Origin of the sequence: Neisseria sp. GT4A_CT1 (genome assembly GCF_000227275.1) — a bacterium.
Taxonomy (GTDB): Bacteria; Pseudomonadota; Gammaproteobacteria; order Burkholderiales; family Neisseriaceae; genus Neisseria.
Map to the genome: position 1 here is coordinate 180158 of NZ_JH164968.1, position 15694 is coordinate 195851.

Sequence of the window (15694 nt, forward strand, 5' to 3'; positions counted from 1 at the left end):
TGCCCTTTCAGGCTGCGGGCATAGGGACGGAACAGGTAGCGATCAAATCCTGTTTCATCCAAATAAACACGTTGGTAGTCGGAAAATTCGGCCAGCTGTGTCAAATAATGCGTTACTTTGGCTGGGTCTTGTTCTTTGTAAGTGGTGGTCTTTTTTTGCGCGTCATCCCCATCTGTTTGAGTGCATAGCAAACGGCGGCTGGCGTACAATCAAAATGTTTGGCGATTTCATGTAGATAGGCATCCTGGTGTTGCTCAACATATTGAGCCAGTTTTTGCCTATCCAATTTGACGGCATTTAGACCGGTAACTTGATGTTTTAGGCTGCCTGTTTGTTTTTTAAGGCGAATCCACAGGTAAAGCGTGTTTCTTGACAAGTTAAACGTTGCTGCGGTTTGGCTGATGTTTTTGCATTGTTCGTAATAGTTTAAAGCTTTGTTTCTTAAGTCCGCAGAGTATGCCATGGTTAGACCTTCAAAGTTGAGTATTGTACTATTTTATTTTTAATTGACTATACTACCCGTACACGGCGGGCGTTGCCGCCTTGTCTCATTTTTATTTTAATCCACTATAATTCCCCGCTTCTCAACCAAAGGAATCCCCACCATGTCCCTCCCACCTTGCCCGCAATGCCAATCCGAATACACCTACGAAGACGGCAGCCAATACATCTGTCCCGAATGCGCGTTTGAATGGACGGAAAACGACGGCGAAGCCGCAGAAGAAACCATGAGCGTCAAAGATGCCAACGGCGCCGTGTTGCAAGACGGCGACACCGTCGTCCTGATTAAAGACCTCAAAGTCAAAGGCAGCTCCATGGTCATCAAGCAAGGAACCAAGGTAAAAGGCATACGCCTGCAAGAAGGCGACCACAATATCGGTTGCAAAATCGACGGCAGCGCGATGAATTTGAAATCAGAGTTTGTCAAAAAAGCATGATGTTGGTATAATAACCGTTGGTGGGTCGCTAGGCCGACCTGAAAACCGTTTGTAAAGCTACTTGTCTCCGTAAGGGTTGCTTTCAAACGGTTTTCGCCTTTTTCGGCAGGAGGAAATAGGCGTTGCACCAATTGACGGCAGCGCTATTTCGTCCGCCACATCAAACAAAGGTCGTCTGAAACCTGTTTTCCGGTTTCAGACGACCTTTTTCATGGTTCGGCAAAATGGCTGTATTGAATCAAAACGCATCCGCAGGCATTTTGCCGTATCGGGATTTTTCGTTATCGGACTGTTGCCCGATTGGGCTTAGTCCAACAACGCGTCCACAAAAGCGCGCGCGTTAAACGGGCGCAAATCGTCTATGCCTTCGCCCACGCCGATGTAGCGGACGGGGACGGGGCGGTCGGAGGCAAGCGCGGCGAGGATGCCGCCTTTGGCCGTACCGTCGAGTTTGGTCACAATCAGACCGGTTAGTCCTAACGCTTCGTCAAAGGCTTTGACTTGGTTGACGGCGTTTTGCCCAATGTTGGCATCGAGGACGACGATGATTTCGTGCGGCGCGTCAGGCATGGCTTTTTGCAAAACGCGCTTCACTTTTTTGATTTCTTCCATCAAATGAAGCTGCGTGGGCAGGCGGCCGGCGGTGTCGGCCAGCACGATGTCGATGCCGCGCGCTTTGGCGGCTTGGACGGCATCGAAGCAGACGGCGGCGGAATCGCCCGTGGTTTGCGAGATGACGGTAACGTTGTTGCGTTCGCCCCATGCTTGAAGCTGCTCGCGAGCGGCGGCGCGGAAAGTGTCGCCGGCGGCAAGCAGCACGGATTTGCCCTGCGCTTGGAAATATTTGGCGAGTTTGCCGATGGAAGTGGTTTTGCCCGCGCCGTTGATGCCCGCCAGCATGATGACGAACGGCTCTTTCGTGTCGGGCAAGACCAGCGGTTTTTCCAACGGCTTAATCAGGTCGTACAAGGCTTCTTTCAATGCGCCGCGCAACTCGTTGCCGTCTTTCAGCCCCTTAAGGCTGACGCGGTTGCGCACGTCTTTCATCAGGTATTCCGTCGCTTCCATGCCCATGTCGCTGGTAATCAGCACGGTTTCCAGCTCTTCGTACAAATCTTCGTCGATTTGCCCGCCGCCGAACACGCCCGCCAGCGATTTCGCCATTTTGTCGCGCGATTTGGTCAAACCCTGTTTCAAACGCGCCGCCCAGCCGAGTTTGGGTTCGGTTTCGGATGGCTCAGAGGTTTCAGACGACGTGGCGACGGCTGTATTTTCAAAGGCTGCTACGGAATGTTCTTCGGATGCGGCAGGCGCGGCTTCAGCTTGGGTTTCTAAGGCTTCGACAGCTTCTGCGGTTTCAGACGACCCGTCGCTGACCGCTTCCACGCGTTCTTCCACTTTTTCGACCGTTTCAGACGACGTTTCGCCGACTGCCTCGCGGACGTGTTCGACCGTTTCGGAAACATGTTCAACCACAGTCTCGCAGATTTCTTCGGTGCGCTCTTTGGCACTTTCTACCGCCGTTTCGACTGCCGCCGTCAGCTCTTCCGCTTTTTCGCCGATATTTTCCTGAACCGTTTCAAGCGTTTGCGAAACGGCAGCTTCAGCGTTCTCTACGGCTTCGGCGGCGGTTTCCTGAATGCGGGTTTCTTCTTGAGCGGGCGTTTCCTGTTTTTTCTTGCGGCGGAAGAAGCTGAACATTGAATTTTCCTTTTAATTTTAGAAACTTGAAATAGGGCGTATTGTAGCGTATTTTGCGCGGCAAGGTCGTCTGAAAACGTGATAATCGAATAAGGTTTGCTGACGTGTTCCGCGGATGGAAGTACAATACCCGTCTTCTCGGTTTCTGCTATTCGGAGTGCCGCATCGTTCCCAAGTGGAATAAGGCCGTTTTACTCCGTATCGTTTTGATTTTTAAAAGGTAAGCCAAAATGAAAAGAATATTTTTTACCATCCTGTTTTTGTCTACGGCTGCCTATGCCAGCCACACCTACTCATCAGACAAGTTGACTTGCACATACCAAGATTTGACCGCCCCAAACAGCCAACCGCAAACAACGGCTTGCAGCAGCCTGGCTTGGGAAAGCGCACAAGTCTATGATGAAAAACGCGGCGGCTATATCGCGGGGAACGGGGAAGAGTACAAATTGAAAAATGGAAAAACGATTGTTTTTTCGTATGAAGCCTTTATGAAAACGAAAGAATCCAACTCGACAGGCGGAAAATGGACTCATTCGACCAAACTGATGAATAACAAGACTTACACCACCTCCGAGCGTACCTTAAAAGGCAAAAGCTGGACCTGCTACCGCTCGGAAAAAGAAGAATTATGCGTAGATGCCCCAAGCCTTTACGCCATCTTATCGGCTGTTAATTAAAGCTCTTCTGCGTTTAGCTTTGCCTAATGTATCGATATGAAAAAAGGTCGTCTGAAACCGGATTTCCGGTTTCAGACGACCTTTTGTTTACCGCCACGCCCTCCTGCATCCATATCCTTTGCCTCGCGCTTTTTGTTAACCTTTAAAGATTATAGTGGATTAACTTTAAACCAGTACGGCGTTGCCTCGCCTTGCCGTACTGTCTGCGGCTTCGTCGCCTTGTCCTGATTTAAAGTTAATCCACTATATATTCGGGCGGAGGCTGACAGCTTGCCGATTCCGGATAAACCTGCCCAACCCATTGCCGTTTCCGTGCGGGCGGAAGGGATGGAAAGCAAGGCATCAAAACAATATCCCCATACGACCCTTTTAAAAGAGGTCGTCTGAAAACACGGCATATATTTTCACCGAGCAACAACCTTATCGGGAAATGCGAACTTGCCGAACATACCGTTTATGTATATGATAACGAACACCGTGCCGGTGTAGCTCAGTCGGTAGAGCAGCGCATTCGTAACGCGAAGGTCGGGGGTTCGATTCCCTTCTCCGGCACCAGATTGGATAAAGAAAGGTCGTCTGAAAACTTGGTTTTTGGGTTTTCAGACGACCTTTTTTATTGGGGAGTTTTTTCAAGGTTGAGGACTAGGAATATGTCTTTTAGTATGGCTAAAACACCATATATTCCGTCTACTCCTTGGGGAAAAATGGCGGAATTTTTGAGAAACATTCTATCCATATGAAATTGCCAATATTCCTCATCATATCTTATATTTGCTATAAACCGCTTATCGCTAAGATTACTGTGTCTAATCAACATTACAGCCATAAGATCGGCGCAATTAAACCTTTTTCTATCCTCTGGCATACTAGGCCAAGACTGAATATTGAATAATTGAGCAATATCTTTGGCATCCATACGTTCTTTATAAATATCATTGATTAAACTCGGATAGAAGCAAAAGATAAATACACCCAAAATAATCAAGAGATTATACTCTATCCTTCTTTCTTTGTTTAGCTCTCCTCTTAAGGTAAGGTATATCTCCAAATGGTGGACGAATCGTTCCGTTTCTCTAAGCGAGATATTGTTTCGTTCCATCATATCGCTAATAAAATATATGTTGTATTCATTATAAATTGAGTCTTTAAATTGATTAAACATAGGGCTACTTCGTATCAATTTATGAAAATAGATAATCGTAACTAAATAATACTTTCTCACAAGATAATTTGTCCCCCCAATTACTTCCGGCAAAGCAAAGCAAAGCTGTACTTCAAAAATTTATCTAAATATTTTTGCGCATCCACTTCCACCCCATACCGATGATCAATCGCCGCGCGCAGTTGTTTGGTGTTCGTCACCAGCACGACTTTGACGTTTTTGACATCAAAGACATGCTTGATAACCTCCAGCATATCGACGGCGTAATCAGGGCGGCAGCGGTCGAGTTCGTCGATAAACAGGATAATCGGTTTGTCTGCTGCCAATTCTTTCAGGCAGGCTTTGAGCGTTTCCAGATTTTTTTCCGCTTCGATTTGCTCTTTCAACAAGGCTTCGACGGTTGCATCAATGGTGTGGCTGGCGATTGTGGCAGCAGCATCGGTTACGGTTTCGGCCAAACTGTCTGCATCTTGGCCGTCATTTATTATCTGTTGTAATCCTTCTGCCAAATCGTCTGTATTTTGCTTTAGAACATGACCAACCGCTGCCTTAGCAACGGTTTTCATCACGAATCCTGCGGCTTTCGCGACTTTCCTCGTAATATTTTTGCGCTGTTCAGACGGCTGCTCGCCAGTATCTTCAGGCGTATAGGCTTTGATGATTTCGGCAAGCAATGCCAGCAGAGGCTCTCCGCTGTGGTCTGAACGGAAAGCGTCGATATAGACGGGCCGGTAATCGGGATGTTGCTGCTGCATGAGCCGAATCAGTTTTTTGCAAAATTCAGTTTTACCCGTTCCCCAGCTGCCGTCGATGACCATAGGGGAAAGGCGATGGGCGAGGTAAGTAGCCTGATGATGTTTTCGGCAATAGGCTTACGCTTGAATTCGTCTTGTGTATCGAAAGTGGGGTTTTCTAAAGTTTGGGTTTCCATGTCATCCCTTTGTTTAATCATAAATTCAAATAAGAATACCCGCATCGTCATTCCCGCGCAGACGGGAATCCAGACCGCAATTATTTAATCGTAAGTCGGATACTTGTATCCGACACAGCCGTCCAAGATGTCGGATTCCAGAATCCGACCTACGACTACTGAAAAAATTAAATTGAAAAAAAAATCTAAATCTATAAAATATAGAAACGGAAATAAAAGTCCGTGTATCTGAAAACTTGAGTATAGAATGGAGCAATAATGGCAAATAATCAGACAGGCAACAGTAACCCAAACTGGCCAAGCAAAACAGGTAATCCGTCAGGCGGCGGACGTGGTAACAATCCCCCGTCAGGTAGCGGAAAATCTGGTGGTGGCAAAAAATAAACAATTTCTTTAAGCCCTACTTTTTTAAGTAGGGCTTTATTTTATCTGTTGTTTGTATCACATAGTTTTCAGGCAGCCTGAAACTACTCTTTCGCCCCCTTAAACCCGCGCTTCAAATGCACCATCAACAGCGCCACTGCCGCAGGTGTTACGCCTGAAATTCGGCTGGCCTGTCCGACGGTTTCGGGTTTGTGCTGGTTGAGCTTTTGCTGCACTTCGGCGGATAAACCTTTGACTTTGCTGTAATCGATGTCGTCGGGCAGCTTTAGGGTTTCGATGTCGCGGCGGCTGTCGATTTCTTCGTTTTGGCGGTCGATATAGCCTTGGTATTTGACTTGGATTTCGACTTGTTCGATGATTTCGGCAGACAGGTTTTCAGACGACCTTGCGCCTTCGAGCGTCATCAGTGCGGCGTAGTCGAGGTTCGGACGGCGCAGGAGGTCGTGCAGGTTGGCTTCGCGGCTGAGTTTTTGTCCGAACACGCGGATTTGTTCGTCTTCGGCGAGTTTTTGCGGCGTGTACCATGTTGTTTTCAAACGTTGGATTTCGCGTTCGATGGCTTCGCGTTTTTCGTTAAACATGCGCCATTGCTCTTCACCCACCAAGCCGATTTTGTAGCCGTCTTCGGTCAGGCGCATATCGGCGTTGTCTTCCCTGAGTTGCAGGCGGTATTCGGCGCGGCTGGTGAACATACGGTAGGGTTCGTTCACGCCTTTGGTGATGAGGTCGTCCACCAATACGCCTAGGTAGGCTTGTTCGCGGCGCAGCAGGAGCGGGTCTTGTTCGCGGACGTATTGCACGGCGTTTGCACCTGCGAGCAGGCCTTGCGCGGCGGCTTCTTCGTAACCGGTCGTACCGTTGATTTGTCCGGCGAAGAAGAGGCCTTGGATGGTTTTGGTTTCGAGGCTGGCTTTGAGGTTGCGCGGGTCGAAGTAGTCGTATTCGATGGCGTAGCCGGGGCGTAGGATGTGGGCATTTTCCAGACCTTTCATGCTGCGCACGAGCGCAATTTGGATGTCGAACGGCAGGCTGGTGGAGATGCCGTTGGGGTAGTATTCGTTGGTGGTCAGGCCTTCGGGTTCGAGGAAAATCTGGTGGCTGTCTTTGTCGGCGAAGCGGTTGATTTTGTCTTCGATAGACGGGCAGTAGCGCGGGCCGACGCCTTCGATTTTGCCGGTGAACATGGGGCTGCGGTCGAAGCCTGAGCGGATAATGTCGTGTGTTTTCAAATTGGTATGCGTAATCCAGCAGGACACTTGGCGCGGGTGCATTTCGGCGTTGCCGCGCACGGAAAAGACGGGCACGGGCGTGTCGCCGGGCTGTTCGGTGAGCTGGGAGAAATCAATCGTGCGCCCATCAATGCGCGGCGGCGTGCCGGTTTTCAGACGACCTTGCGGCAGGTTCAATTCGCGCAAACGTCCGCCGAGCGATTTGGCGGCGGGGTCGCCCGCGCGGCCGCCTTCGTAGTTTTCCAAACCGATGTGGATTTTGCCGGACAAAAACGTGCCTGCGGTCAGCACGATGGCGCGGGCTTTGAATTCCACGCCCATCGCGGTGATTACGCCTGAAATGCGGTCGCCGTCGAGCGTTACGTCGTCAACCGACTGCTGGAAGAGGTCGAGGTTTTCTTGGTTTTCCAGCATTTCGCGGATGGCGGCTTTATACAAAATGCGGTCCGCCTGCGCGCGCGTGGCACGAACCGCCGCGCCTTTGCTGGCGTTCAGACGGCGGAACTGGATGCCGGATTTGTCGGTGGCCAACGCCATCGCGCCGCCGAGCGCGTCGAGTTCGCGTACAAGATGGCCTTTGCCGATGCCGCCTATGGAGGGGTTGCACGACATTTGTCCGAGCGTTTCGATGTTGTGTGTGAGCAAAAGCGTCTGCGCGCCCATGCGTGCGGCGGCAAGCGCGGCTTCCGTGCCTGCGTGGCCGCCGCCGACGACGATGACGTCGTAGGTTTTGGGGTAAATCATGTGGGTCATGTGTGTCAACGTGCCTAATGGTTTCAGACGACCTCTTTTCTCTGACGGAGGTCGTCTGAAAATATAATGAATTCAAAAATAAACGTGGAATTGTACGCTTTTTCGGGGGGATTTGACAGGTGGAAAGGCGCTTGCGGGAACAGGGCAGGAAAAAGGTCGTCTGAAAACGGGTGTAGAACAGGTTTCTCTACAAACCCGAATCTCAAGGTTTTCAGACGACCTCGTTTTTATTCGCAACCTGCACTCTCTCCCGTCCGGCGGGAGAGGGTGGCTCTTAGGGCTGCACGAATTCGATTTGACCTAAACCCACAAAGCCCCCCCATCCTGGCCTTCCCCCACCAGACGGGGGAAGGGACAAGTTGCTGTTGCAGCCACCCGTAGCGTGGGCTTTGCCCACGAGATAAATAACGTACACGGTTTCCCGATTCAGGTTATCAGACTGTGGATTTCGTGGGCAAAGCCCACGCTACCTGAGTTATTCCAACCTCGTTTTGATTGAATAAATAAGGTCGCCTGAAAACGGGTGTAGAACGGGTTTCTCTAAAAAACCGAATCTCAAGGTTTTCAGACGACCTCGTTTCAACCTGTAACCTACCCCCTCTCCCGTCCGGCGGGAGAGGGCTGGGGGCGGCTCTTAGGGCTGCACGAATTTGCTTTTACCTTAAACCCACAAAACCACCCCCATCCTAACTTTCCCCAGACAGACGGGGGAAGGAACAGGTTGCTGTTGCCGCAACGAGTAGCGTGGGCTTTGCCCACGAGATAAATAACATACACGGTTTCCCGATTCAGGTTATCAGACTGTGGATTTCGTGGGCAAAGCCCACGCTACCTGAGTTATTTCAATCCCGTGTTGATTGAATAAATAAGGTCGCCTGAAAACGGGTGTAGAACGGGTTTCTCTAAAAAACCGAATCTCAAGGTTTTCAGACGACCTCGTTTCAACCTGTAACCTACCCCCTCTCCCGTCCGGCGGGAGAGGGCTGGGGGTGGCTCTATGGGCTGCACGAATTCGATTTGACCTAAATCCACAAAGCCACCCCATCCTAACTTTCCCCCGCCGGACGGGGGAAGGAACAGATTGCCGTTGCAGCCACCCGTAGCGTGGGCTTTGCCCACGAGATGAAAGCAAATGAGATTATTGTCTGACATGGTTAGACAGCAGGTTTCACGGGCAAAGCCCACGCTACAAATTTAGTTTGTCCCAACCCGCTTGGATTAAACAAAAAGGTCGTCTGAAAACCTCAACATTCGGTTTTCAGACGACCTTTCGCTCAGTTCAACGTAGAAAATCCATCCCAACGCCGTCAGGCATTATTCATAAACTTTCAACAACTCTACTTCAAACACCAACGTTGCGTTAGGCGGAATCACGCCGCCCGCGCCGCGTGCGCCGTAGCCCATTTCGGCAGGGATGGTCAGCTTGCGTTTGCCGCCTTCTTTCATGCCGCCGAAACCTTCGTCCCAGCCTTGAATAACCTGACCCACGCCCAGCGTAATCGTCAGCGGCTGACGGCGGTCGAGGCTGGAGTCGAATTTGGTGCCGTCTTCCAGCCAACCGGTGTAATGTACGGTAATTTCCTTGCCTTTCACGGCCTCTTTGCCGTGGCCTTCCTGCAAATCTTCAATAATCAAACCGCTCATGTTTTATCCTTTCATAGCGTTTTCAATCGGTTAACAATATCGACTCTTCGATATTCCGCGCTGAAGGGTATCATAGCTGCCGTTTCCGATAAAGCAAAAGGTCGTCTGAAAACGGATGGATACGTTTTCAGACGACCTTTCAACTTCAACCGATGGGCAATCAATTTGAGCCGTTTTGCAACGAGCGGGCATAGGTGTCGTTGTAGCCGATGTCGGTGATTTCGCGCACGCCTGTGGCAGGTGCGGTGAATTTCACGCGGTCATCATCCTTACGCATATCGTGCGCATCGTGATATTCGACTTGGGTTAAACCCGGAATGGGACCGGAGTCGTTGGCATGGTTCCATTCAGGAATGCGGCTGTCGGCGAAAGATGCGGCGGTGGCAACGGCGATGAGGGAGGCGAAGAGTGCTTTTTTCATGATACTTTCCTTATGATGTTGAATATAAAAGATGAACTGCGTAGGCGTTCAAGCGATGGAAAGCATTTTATTGATTTCTTTTTGATTGATAAATATCTATTTTGTTGAAAGAATATTTACCAATAAGAAACAATATGCCCTAGCCCGTTTTCAGACGACCTCCGGTCAAAACTTATCCACAATAGTGCAGCGGCGTAGTCCATTCTTGTTTCACGGTTTTATAGTGGATTAAATTTAAATCAGGACAAGGCGACGAAGCCGCAGACAGTACAGATAGTACGGCAAGGCGAGGTAACGCCGTACTGGTTTAAAGTTAATCCACTATATTTTTTTCGTAGCGTCGCCATGCCTGTTCGTGGAAATAGAAAACGACGGTGTTGGCAAGCGGCTCGACCAGCGCGACTGCGCTTGAAATGCCGATGCTGCCGGTCAAAATATAGGCAACGCCGAACGCGGTGGCGAAATGTAAAATGGCAAAGGTCATGGTTTTAATCATGATGGTTTCGTGATATGGTGATGTCTGTATGATTCGGATAATAACTATTCTCAACTACGCCGTATATTTTGAATATTTTATTCAAAATTAGTTTATTTAAATCATTATTTTATTTTTGATAGGTAAAACATGAATCCGCTGTGCATTGCCGTTCTCGACCGCGACACGCTTGCCGACCGTCCGTTTGATTTTGACTTTCCGCATACTTTAAGCAGCTATGGTTCGACTGAGGCGCATCAGACCGCCGAGCGCATACAGGGCGCGGACATCATCATTACCAACAAAGTCGTGATTTCCGCCGAACACATCGCCGCCAACCCGCAGCTCAAACTGATTGCGCTAGCCGCGACGGGCGTCAACAATGTTGACCTTGCTGCTGCCAAGCAAGCGGGCGTGAGCGTGTGCAACATCCGCGCTTACGGCAATGAATCCGTGGCGGAACACGCGTTTATGATGATGATTACCCTGATGCGCAACCTGCCTGCCTATCAGCGAGACGTTGCAGCAGGCTTGTGGGAAAACTCGCCGTTTTTCTGCCACCTCGGCGCACCGATGCGCGATTTAAACGGTAAAACACTGGCGATTTTCGGTCGCGGCAACATCGGACAGACGCTGGCAACTTATGCACAGGCGTTCAAAATGAAGGTCGTGTTTGTCGAACACAAACACGCCGAAACCGTCCGCGACGGCTACGTTTCCTTTGACGAAGCCGTCCGCACTGCCGACGCGCTGTCGCTGCATTGCCCGCTCACGCCGGAAACGGCAAACATGATAGGCGAAGCCGAGTTGCAACAGATGAAGCCCGGCGCCATCCTCATCAACTGCGGGCGCGGCGGCTTGGTTGATGAAGCCGCTTTGGTTGCGGCGTTGAAATACGGCCAAATCGGCGGGGCAGGTTTTGACGTGTTAACACAAGAGCCGCCGCGCGACGGCAACCCTCTGCTGAAAGCTCGACTGCCCAACCTCATTGTCACGCCACACATTGCATGGGCAAGCCAAGAGGCCGCCAACCGTCTGTTTGACATCCTTGTGGACAACATCAACCGCTTCGTCGCAGGTAATCCGCAGAATCTGGTTTGATGCCGATAGCCCTAGCCCTGTTGATAATTTTGTGAACAATTTAAAAAGTCGTCTGAAAATTTTCAGACGACTTTTTTGTATGTTGATAGTTTTCAATGAATTAGGTTTGGTTTGATTGAATTGGGATGAAGTTCAGATTGTGGATAAGTTGTGAGCAATCCGTGGATTTTATCAAAAACCGATGCTTTCAAACGGCAAAGGTCGTCTGAAACCTGAATCTTGGTTTTCAGACGACCTTTCGCGTATGGATAAGGTTTAATCTTATTTGCCGATGCAGAAGCGCGAGAAAATCACGCCCAGCAAATCGTCGGCGGTAAATTCGCCGGTGATTTCGCTGCACGCGTTTTGGGCGAGGCGCAGGTGTTCGGCGAAAAGCTCGATTTGGTTGTTGTCACAGAGGGCGGCATTTTCCAGCTCGGCTTCGGCTTCGTGCAAGGCGTTGAGGTGGCGGCTGCGGGCGAGGAACAGGCTTTCGCTTTCGCCCTGCCAGCCGACTTCCTGCAACAGCACGTGTTTGAGCAAATCGAGACCCGCGCCGGTTTTGGCGGACAGGCTGATGACGGTGTCCGCACCGGTTTGCGCGAGGCCGTCTGAACGGACGGCGACGGGTTCGCCGGTCAGGTCGGCTTTGTTGTGGATTTCGATTTTTTTCAAACCTGCGGGCAGGCTGTTCAAAATGGCTTGGGTTTTGGCGTTCACGCCTTCGCGCGGGTCAATCAGAATCAGGGCGACATCGGCTTCGGAGACGGCTTTGCGGCTGCGCTCGATGCCGATTTGTTCGACCACGTCGTCGGTTTCGCGCAGGCCGGCGGTGTCGATGATGTGGACGGGCACGCCGTCGAGGGTGATTTGTTCGCGCACGGTGTCGCGGGTGGTGCCGGCGATGTCGGTTACGATGGCGATGTCGTCGCCCGCCAAGGCGTTGAGCAGGCTGGATTTGCCGACGTTGGGCGCGCCGACGAGGACGACGTTCATGCCTTCGCGCAAAATCGCGCCTTGTTCCGCGCTGGCGAGGACGGTTTTCAGACGGCCTTGCAGGGCTTGGAGCTTGCCGCGCGCGTCGGCGGCTTCGAGAAAATCGATGTCTTCTTCGGGAAAGTCCAACGTGGCTTCAACCAGCATCCGTAAAGTAATAAGGTCGTCCACCAGCTCGTGTATGTGTTCGGAAAACGCGCCTTTGAGCGAACGCAACGCCATGCGGGCGGCGGACTTGCTGGAGGCGTCGATGAGATCGGCGACGCTTTCGGCTTGGGCAAGGTCGAGTTTGTTGTTGAGGAAGGCGCGTTTGGTAAATTCGCCCGGCTCCGCCATGCGCGCACCCAGTTCGAGGCAGTGTGCGAGCAGCATGTCCATCACGACGGGGCCGCCGTGTCCCTGCAATTCAACCACATCTTCGCCGGTAAAGCTGGCGGGCGCGGCGAAGTAGAGCAGGATGCCGTTGTCTATCGGCTGCCCGTCGCCGCCGAGGAAGTCGGTGTAAAGCGCGGTGCGCGGTTTGGGCGTTTTGCCGCCGCTGAGGGTTTGTGCCAAAGGCAGCAGGTTTTTGCCGGAAAGACGGATCACGCCGACGCCGCCGCGTCCGGGTGCGGTGGCGATGGCGGCGATGGTAGGTTGGGATGCGGACATGGCTGGCTCGTATCGGAAACTGGGTGAGCGGTATTATAGCAAAGGGTTTCTAAAATCTTTGAACTTGCTATTGATATTAAGTGAGAATAGCAAGATAGACGTATAAGCAATTAGTAACACATATCAAATAAAACAATTTCATATGGTATTGCATATAAAAAGCTCATGAAGTAATATCTTCAATTATGAATACTAAGCCCCAAACCATTTTTTCGGACTTGATAGGTCAAATTAGGGATATGCGCAGCAAAACGTGCATTCGACCATTTGATTTGACTCGTGCAAAAAGAGATGCAGAGAAATTATTAAAAACACACGCTCCTCATCAAGGTTATTTATGTTTAGCAGAACTTGCAGTCTTTGAAGATGCACCTCTACAAACTCGTCTGAAAAGTGTGGAAGAATACTTGAATAAAGCTTCTCGTTTGCCACATGATACTCGTAATTATTATATAACTTATTGTAATTGTTTAGTTAGACTTGGTGAGCGCAAGTCTGCTTATTCAGTTCTTGATAAGTATGTTGATATTTTGGAGGATGACATTGAAGCTTTGAGAGGATGTTTTGAGTACACTAGGTTTACTGGTCAAATCTCTTTATCTGAAAAAGTTATAAATAAACTGAATAAACTAGGAAAAGATATGACTAAGGAAGCTGAGGAAATAAAAAGAATTAAAACAGTAATTAATGAATCATATCTAAAAGAACTATTAGTATATGCTGGGGAGGTTCTGCGTAGTTACAGCTTAATTAATGATGGCTTAAATTTGGATTGTAGCTATGCTGAGGATGAAATTTTCTACGAATTAACAGTGCTGGCTGACTCAGATGAAGACAAAGTTGCTTCTTGTGATATTGAGTTGAGTCGTTTAAAGATTAAATTTGCTCGCGAAAAAGGGATTAATCTTAGCCGTTTCGTGTTGGGTTGTGCTGTAAGGGGTATAGATTAATGATTACTGCGCTGGATTTCTTAGATTTTGCGGATAGTTTATGTCAAAGTAGTGACAGTGAAACAGATGATAGAGTATGTATCAGTAGAGCTTACTATGCAGCCATGCATCATGCTCTAGAAAACGCAATAAATAACGGTTATCAGCGAGATACGTATGATGCAGGGGGAACACATAATAATTTGATTTTCTATTATGAAAGACAGGCTGATGATGATAATTCACTTATTGTGGATTTATTAAGAAAACTAAAAAAAGCTCGATCTCGAGCAGATTACGAGTTAGTTGAATCAATTTATTCAAGTCATGCAAAGACTGCAATTAAGCAGGCTAAAGAGATATTCTCCCTTATTTGATAAGAATCCAAATCATAAAAGGTCGTCTGAAACCCGGTAAACGGTTTTCAGACGACCTTTCTATCTTTTTCTTCGATGAGCCGGAAGGATTAACGTTTTTTCTTGGCGTTTTTCTTTTCGGCGGCGGCAAGGCGCATGGCGACGAATTCGACCATCAGTTCTTTTTTCGTCCAGAAGAAGTTTTTCATTTTTTCCAGAGAATAGATTTTGCGTACCATCATGGGCAGGCCGGCATGGATGATGGCGGCGACTTCGCCGTTGCGGGTTTCGTCCGCCATGGCGGTTTTGAGGTCGGTCTGGTTGGCGGCGAGGTAGTCGCCGAGTTGTTTTTGAACGCTGGTGCTGATTTCAAATTGCTTAATCATGTTTTCTTTCCGTTTTGTGTTTGTTCCGCGAGGTAGGGCGGCTATTGGTTTTAATTACATGTGCATTTTAACAAATTTTAATTTTATTGCATATCAACTGTGCGAAATTATGACGTGATTTACAATTTTTCGGGCGTAAAACAGACAGTCGTTGACATAAAGAAAACAGCCGCTGCGGTTTGGCGGGTAAAATACGCGTTTTCGAGCATGAGGTCGTCTGAAAATGTATTTGTGGTTTAAGCTCTTGCATGTGTTTTTTGTGATTTCGTGGTTCGCCGGGCTGTTTTACCTGCCGCGGATTTTTGTGAATCTGGCGCAGGTCGAAGCGGCGGAGCAGCCGGTGGAATATGAGCGGCTCTCGGCGATGGCGCGGCGGCTGTATAAGTTTATGTCGCCGTTGGGGTTCGGGACGCTGGTGTGCGGCATTGTGATTCCGTTTGTGACGGGCTGGTGGGGGCAGGGCTGGCTGCATGTGAAGCTGTTGATGGGCCTGCTGCTTTTGGCTTATCAATTTTATTGCGGCGCGCTGCTTCGCGGCTTTGAGGAAAAACGCAATACGCATTCGCACAAGTGGTACAGGGTGTTTAACGAAGTGCCTGTATTGATGATGGTCGTCGCTTTGTATATGGTGGTGTTCAAGCCGTTTTAAGGTGTGTGCGAAACCTGTTTTCAGACGACCTTCTTTTATATTGGAATCAAACAGATGACTATTGAAATCGAACGCCGCTTCCTGTTGAAAAACGATGACTGGAAGCGCGAAGCCTCCGCGCCGCAGGTGTTGCAGCAGGGCTATTTGAGCGTGGAAAAAGAGCGCACCATCCGCGTGCGCATTATTGACGACAAGGCTTGGCTGACTTTGAAAGGCTATATTTCGGATGTCAGCCGCAGCGAGTTTGAATACGAAATTCCTTTGGCGCACGCGCGGCAGATGATGGAGACGATGTGTCCGTTTAAGATGGAAAAACACCGTTATCGGGTGGA

18 protein-coding genes, 1 tRNA gene and 2 pseudogenes are annotated in these 15694 nt (G+C 49.6%); 10 read left to right on the forward strand and 11 right to left on the reverse strand.

Translation table 11 applies throughout. The annotated features are described in order from the left end of the window. Nucleotides 1-463 (reverse strand): annotated as a pseudogene (locus tag HMPREF1028_RS09610) (IS630 family transposase); the annotation flags it as partial. Between the two features lie 142 nt (nucleotides 464-605). On the opposite strand from HMPREF1028_RS09610, the gene HMPREF1028_RS09615 reads away from it, so the two are divergent. Next, on the forward strand, nucleotides 606-938 hold the full coding sequence (locus tag HMPREF1028_RS09615; protein WP_003779677.1) for a zinc ribbon domain-containing protein YjdM: 333 nt from the start codon (nucleotides 606-608) through the stop codon (nucleotides 936-938). Between the two features lie 306 nt (nucleotides 939-1244). Here the strand turns inward: HMPREF1028_RS09615 and ftsY are convergent, their stop codons facing one another. Then, complete coding sequence (gene ftsY, locus HMPREF1028_RS09620; RefSeq protein WP_009312595.1) at nucleotides 1245-2639, reverse strand: signal recognition particle-docking protein FtsY; 1395 nt, start codon at nucleotides 2637-2639, stop codon at nucleotides 1245-1247. Nucleotides 2640-2869: 230 nt separating this feature from the next. Between ftsY and HMPREF1028_RS09625 the strand changes: the two genes are divergently transcribed. Then, nucleotides 2870-3316 carry a hypothetical protein gene (locus HMPREF1028_RS09625; protein ID WP_009312597.1) on the forward strand — a complete coding sequence of 149 codons (447 nt, stop codon included), beginning with the start codon at nucleotides 2870-2872 and terminating at the stop codon, nucleotides 3314-3316. A gap of 479 nt (nucleotides 3317-3795) precedes the next feature. After that, nucleotides 3796-3871 (forward strand) — tRNA-Thr (locus HMPREF1028_RS09630). Between the two features lie 58 nt (nucleotides 3872-3929). Here HMPREF1028_RS09630 and HMPREF1028_RS15735 read toward each other — a convergent pair. The 4 genes from HMPREF1028_RS15735 to mnmG all read right to left on the reverse strand — a co-directional run bounded on the left by HMPREF1028_RS15735 (nucleotide 3930) and on the right by mnmG (nucleotide 7775). Beyond that, nucleotides 3930-4478 carry a hypothetical protein gene (locus HMPREF1028_RS15735; RefSeq protein ID WP_009312598.1) on the reverse strand — a complete coding sequence of 183 codons (549 nt, stop codon included), beginning with the start codon at nucleotides 4476-4478 and terminating at the stop codon, nucleotides 3930-3932. An 80-nt stretch (nucleotides 4479-4558) separates the two neighbouring features. Further along, nucleotides 4559-5296 (reverse strand): P-loop NTPase fold protein, encoded by a 738-nt coding sequence (locus tag HMPREF1028_RS15740; RefSeq protein ID WP_009312599.1) that lies wholly within the window; start codon nucleotides 5294-5296, stop codon nucleotides 4559-4561. Then, nucleotides 5242-5409, reverse strand: a complete 168-nt coding sequence (locus tag HMPREF1028_RS15745) for a hypothetical protein (protein ID WP_283119085.1) — start codon at nucleotides 5407-5409, stop codon at nucleotides 5242-5244. Before HMPREF1028_RS15745 ends, HMPREF1028_RS15740 begins: the two co-directional genes overlap by 55 nt. A gap of 467 nt (nucleotides 5410-5876) precedes the next feature. Then, nucleotides 5877-7775, reverse strand: coding sequence for a tRNA uridine-5-carboxymethylaminomethyl(34) synthesis enzyme MnmG (gene mnmG / locus HMPREF1028_RS09640; RefSeq protein WP_009312601.1), 1899 nt, complete (start codon nucleotides 7773-7775; stop codon nucleotides 5877-5879). A gap of 112 nt (nucleotides 7776-7887) precedes the next feature. On the opposite strand from mnmG, the gene HMPREF1028_RS14805 reads away from it, so the two are divergent. After that, nucleotides 7888-8079 carry a hypothetical protein gene (locus HMPREF1028_RS14805; RefSeq protein WP_156798129.1) on the forward strand — a complete coding sequence of 64 codons (192 nt, stop codon included), beginning with the start codon at nucleotides 7888-7890 and terminating at the stop codon, nucleotides 8077-8079. Between the two features lie 1010 nt (nucleotides 8080-9089). Here HMPREF1028_RS14805 and HMPREF1028_RS09645 read toward each other — a convergent pair. After that, the gene (locus HMPREF1028_RS09645) at nucleotides 9090-9419 is read right to left on the reverse strand and encodes an FKBP-type peptidyl-prolyl cis-trans isomerase (RefSeq protein ID WP_003743612.1); all 330 of its coding nucleotides are present in this window, start codon (nucleotides 9417-9419) and stop codon (nucleotides 9090-9092) included. A 160-nt stretch (nucleotides 9420-9579) separates the two neighbouring features. Then, nucleotides 9580-9840, reverse strand: coding sequence for a hypothetical protein (locus HMPREF1028_RS09650; RefSeq protein WP_009312602.1), 261 nt, complete (start codon nucleotides 9838-9840; stop codon nucleotides 9580-9582). Between the two features lie 219 nt (nucleotides 9841-10059). On the opposite strand from HMPREF1028_RS09650, the pseudogene HMPREF1028_RS14810 reads away from it, so the two are divergent. Continuing rightward, a pseudogene (locus tag HMPREF1028_RS14810) lies at nucleotides 10060-10167 on the forward strand (IS5/IS1182 family transposase); the annotation flags it as partial. Here HMPREF1028_RS14810 and HMPREF1028_RS09655 read toward each other — a convergent pair. Further along, complete coding sequence (locus tag HMPREF1028_RS09655; protein WP_003763483.1) at nucleotides 10154-10336, reverse strand: DUF2061 domain-containing protein; 183 nt, start codon at nucleotides 10334-10336, stop codon at nucleotides 10154-10156. The pseudogene HMPREF1028_RS14810 and the gene HMPREF1028_RS09655 sit on opposite strands and share 14 nt — an antisense overlap. Before the next feature lie 129 nt (nucleotides 10337-10465). Here HMPREF1028_RS09655 and HMPREF1028_RS09660 point away from each other — a divergent pair, with 129 nt between their 5' ends. Continuing rightward, the gene (locus HMPREF1028_RS09660) at nucleotides 10466-11416 is read left to right on the forward strand and encodes a D-2-hydroxyacid dehydrogenase (RefSeq protein ID WP_003779689.1); all 951 of its coding nucleotides are present in this window, start codon (nucleotides 10466-10468) and stop codon (nucleotides 11414-11416) included. 261 nt (nucleotides 11417-11677) lie between these two features. On the opposite strand, the gene mnmE is transcribed toward HMPREF1028_RS09660, so the two are convergent. Further along, on the reverse strand, nucleotides 11678-13042 hold the full coding sequence (gene mnmE, locus HMPREF1028_RS09665; protein WP_009312603.1) for a tRNA uridine-5-carboxymethylaminomethyl(34) synthesis GTPase MnmE: 1365 nt from the start codon (nucleotides 13040-13042) through the stop codon (nucleotides 11678-11680). A gap of 185 nt (nucleotides 13043-13227) precedes the next feature. On the opposite strand from mnmE, the gene HMPREF1028_RS09670 reads away from it, so the two are divergent. Beyond that, nucleotides 13228-13992 carry a hypothetical protein gene (locus HMPREF1028_RS09670; RefSeq protein ID WP_036529566.1) on the forward strand — a complete coding sequence of 255 codons (765 nt, stop codon included), beginning with the start codon at nucleotides 13228-13230 and terminating at the stop codon, nucleotides 13990-13992. Beyond that, a complete protein-coding gene (locus HMPREF1028_RS09675) occupies nucleotides 13992-14348 on the forward strand; it encodes a hypothetical protein (protein ID WP_036529568.1) in 357 nt (118 codons plus the stop codon). Before HMPREF1028_RS09670 ends, HMPREF1028_RS09675 begins: the two co-directional genes overlap by 1 nt. Nucleotides 14349-14437: 89 nt before the next feature. Here the strand turns inward: HMPREF1028_RS09675 and HMPREF1028_RS09680 are convergent, their stop codons facing one another. Then, the gene (locus tag HMPREF1028_RS09680; protein ID WP_003762327.1) at nucleotides 14438-14713 is read right to left on the reverse strand and encodes a hypothetical protein; all 276 of its coding nucleotides are present in this window, start codon (nucleotides 14711-14713) and stop codon (nucleotides 14438-14440) included. A 223-nt stretch (nucleotides 14714-14936) separates the two neighbouring features. Between HMPREF1028_RS09680 and HMPREF1028_RS09685 the strand changes: the two genes are divergently transcribed. Then, nucleotides 14937-15362, forward strand: coding sequence for a CopD family protein (locus HMPREF1028_RS09685; protein ID WP_009312605.1), 426 nt, complete (start codon nucleotides 14937-14939; stop codon nucleotides 15360-15362). A 54-nt stretch (nucleotides 15363-15416) separates the two neighbouring features. Continuing rightward, the coding region (locus HMPREF1028_RS15550; protein ID WP_009312606.1) for a CYTH domain-containing protein at nucleotides 15417-15694 on the forward strand (278 nt) is incomplete at its 3' end.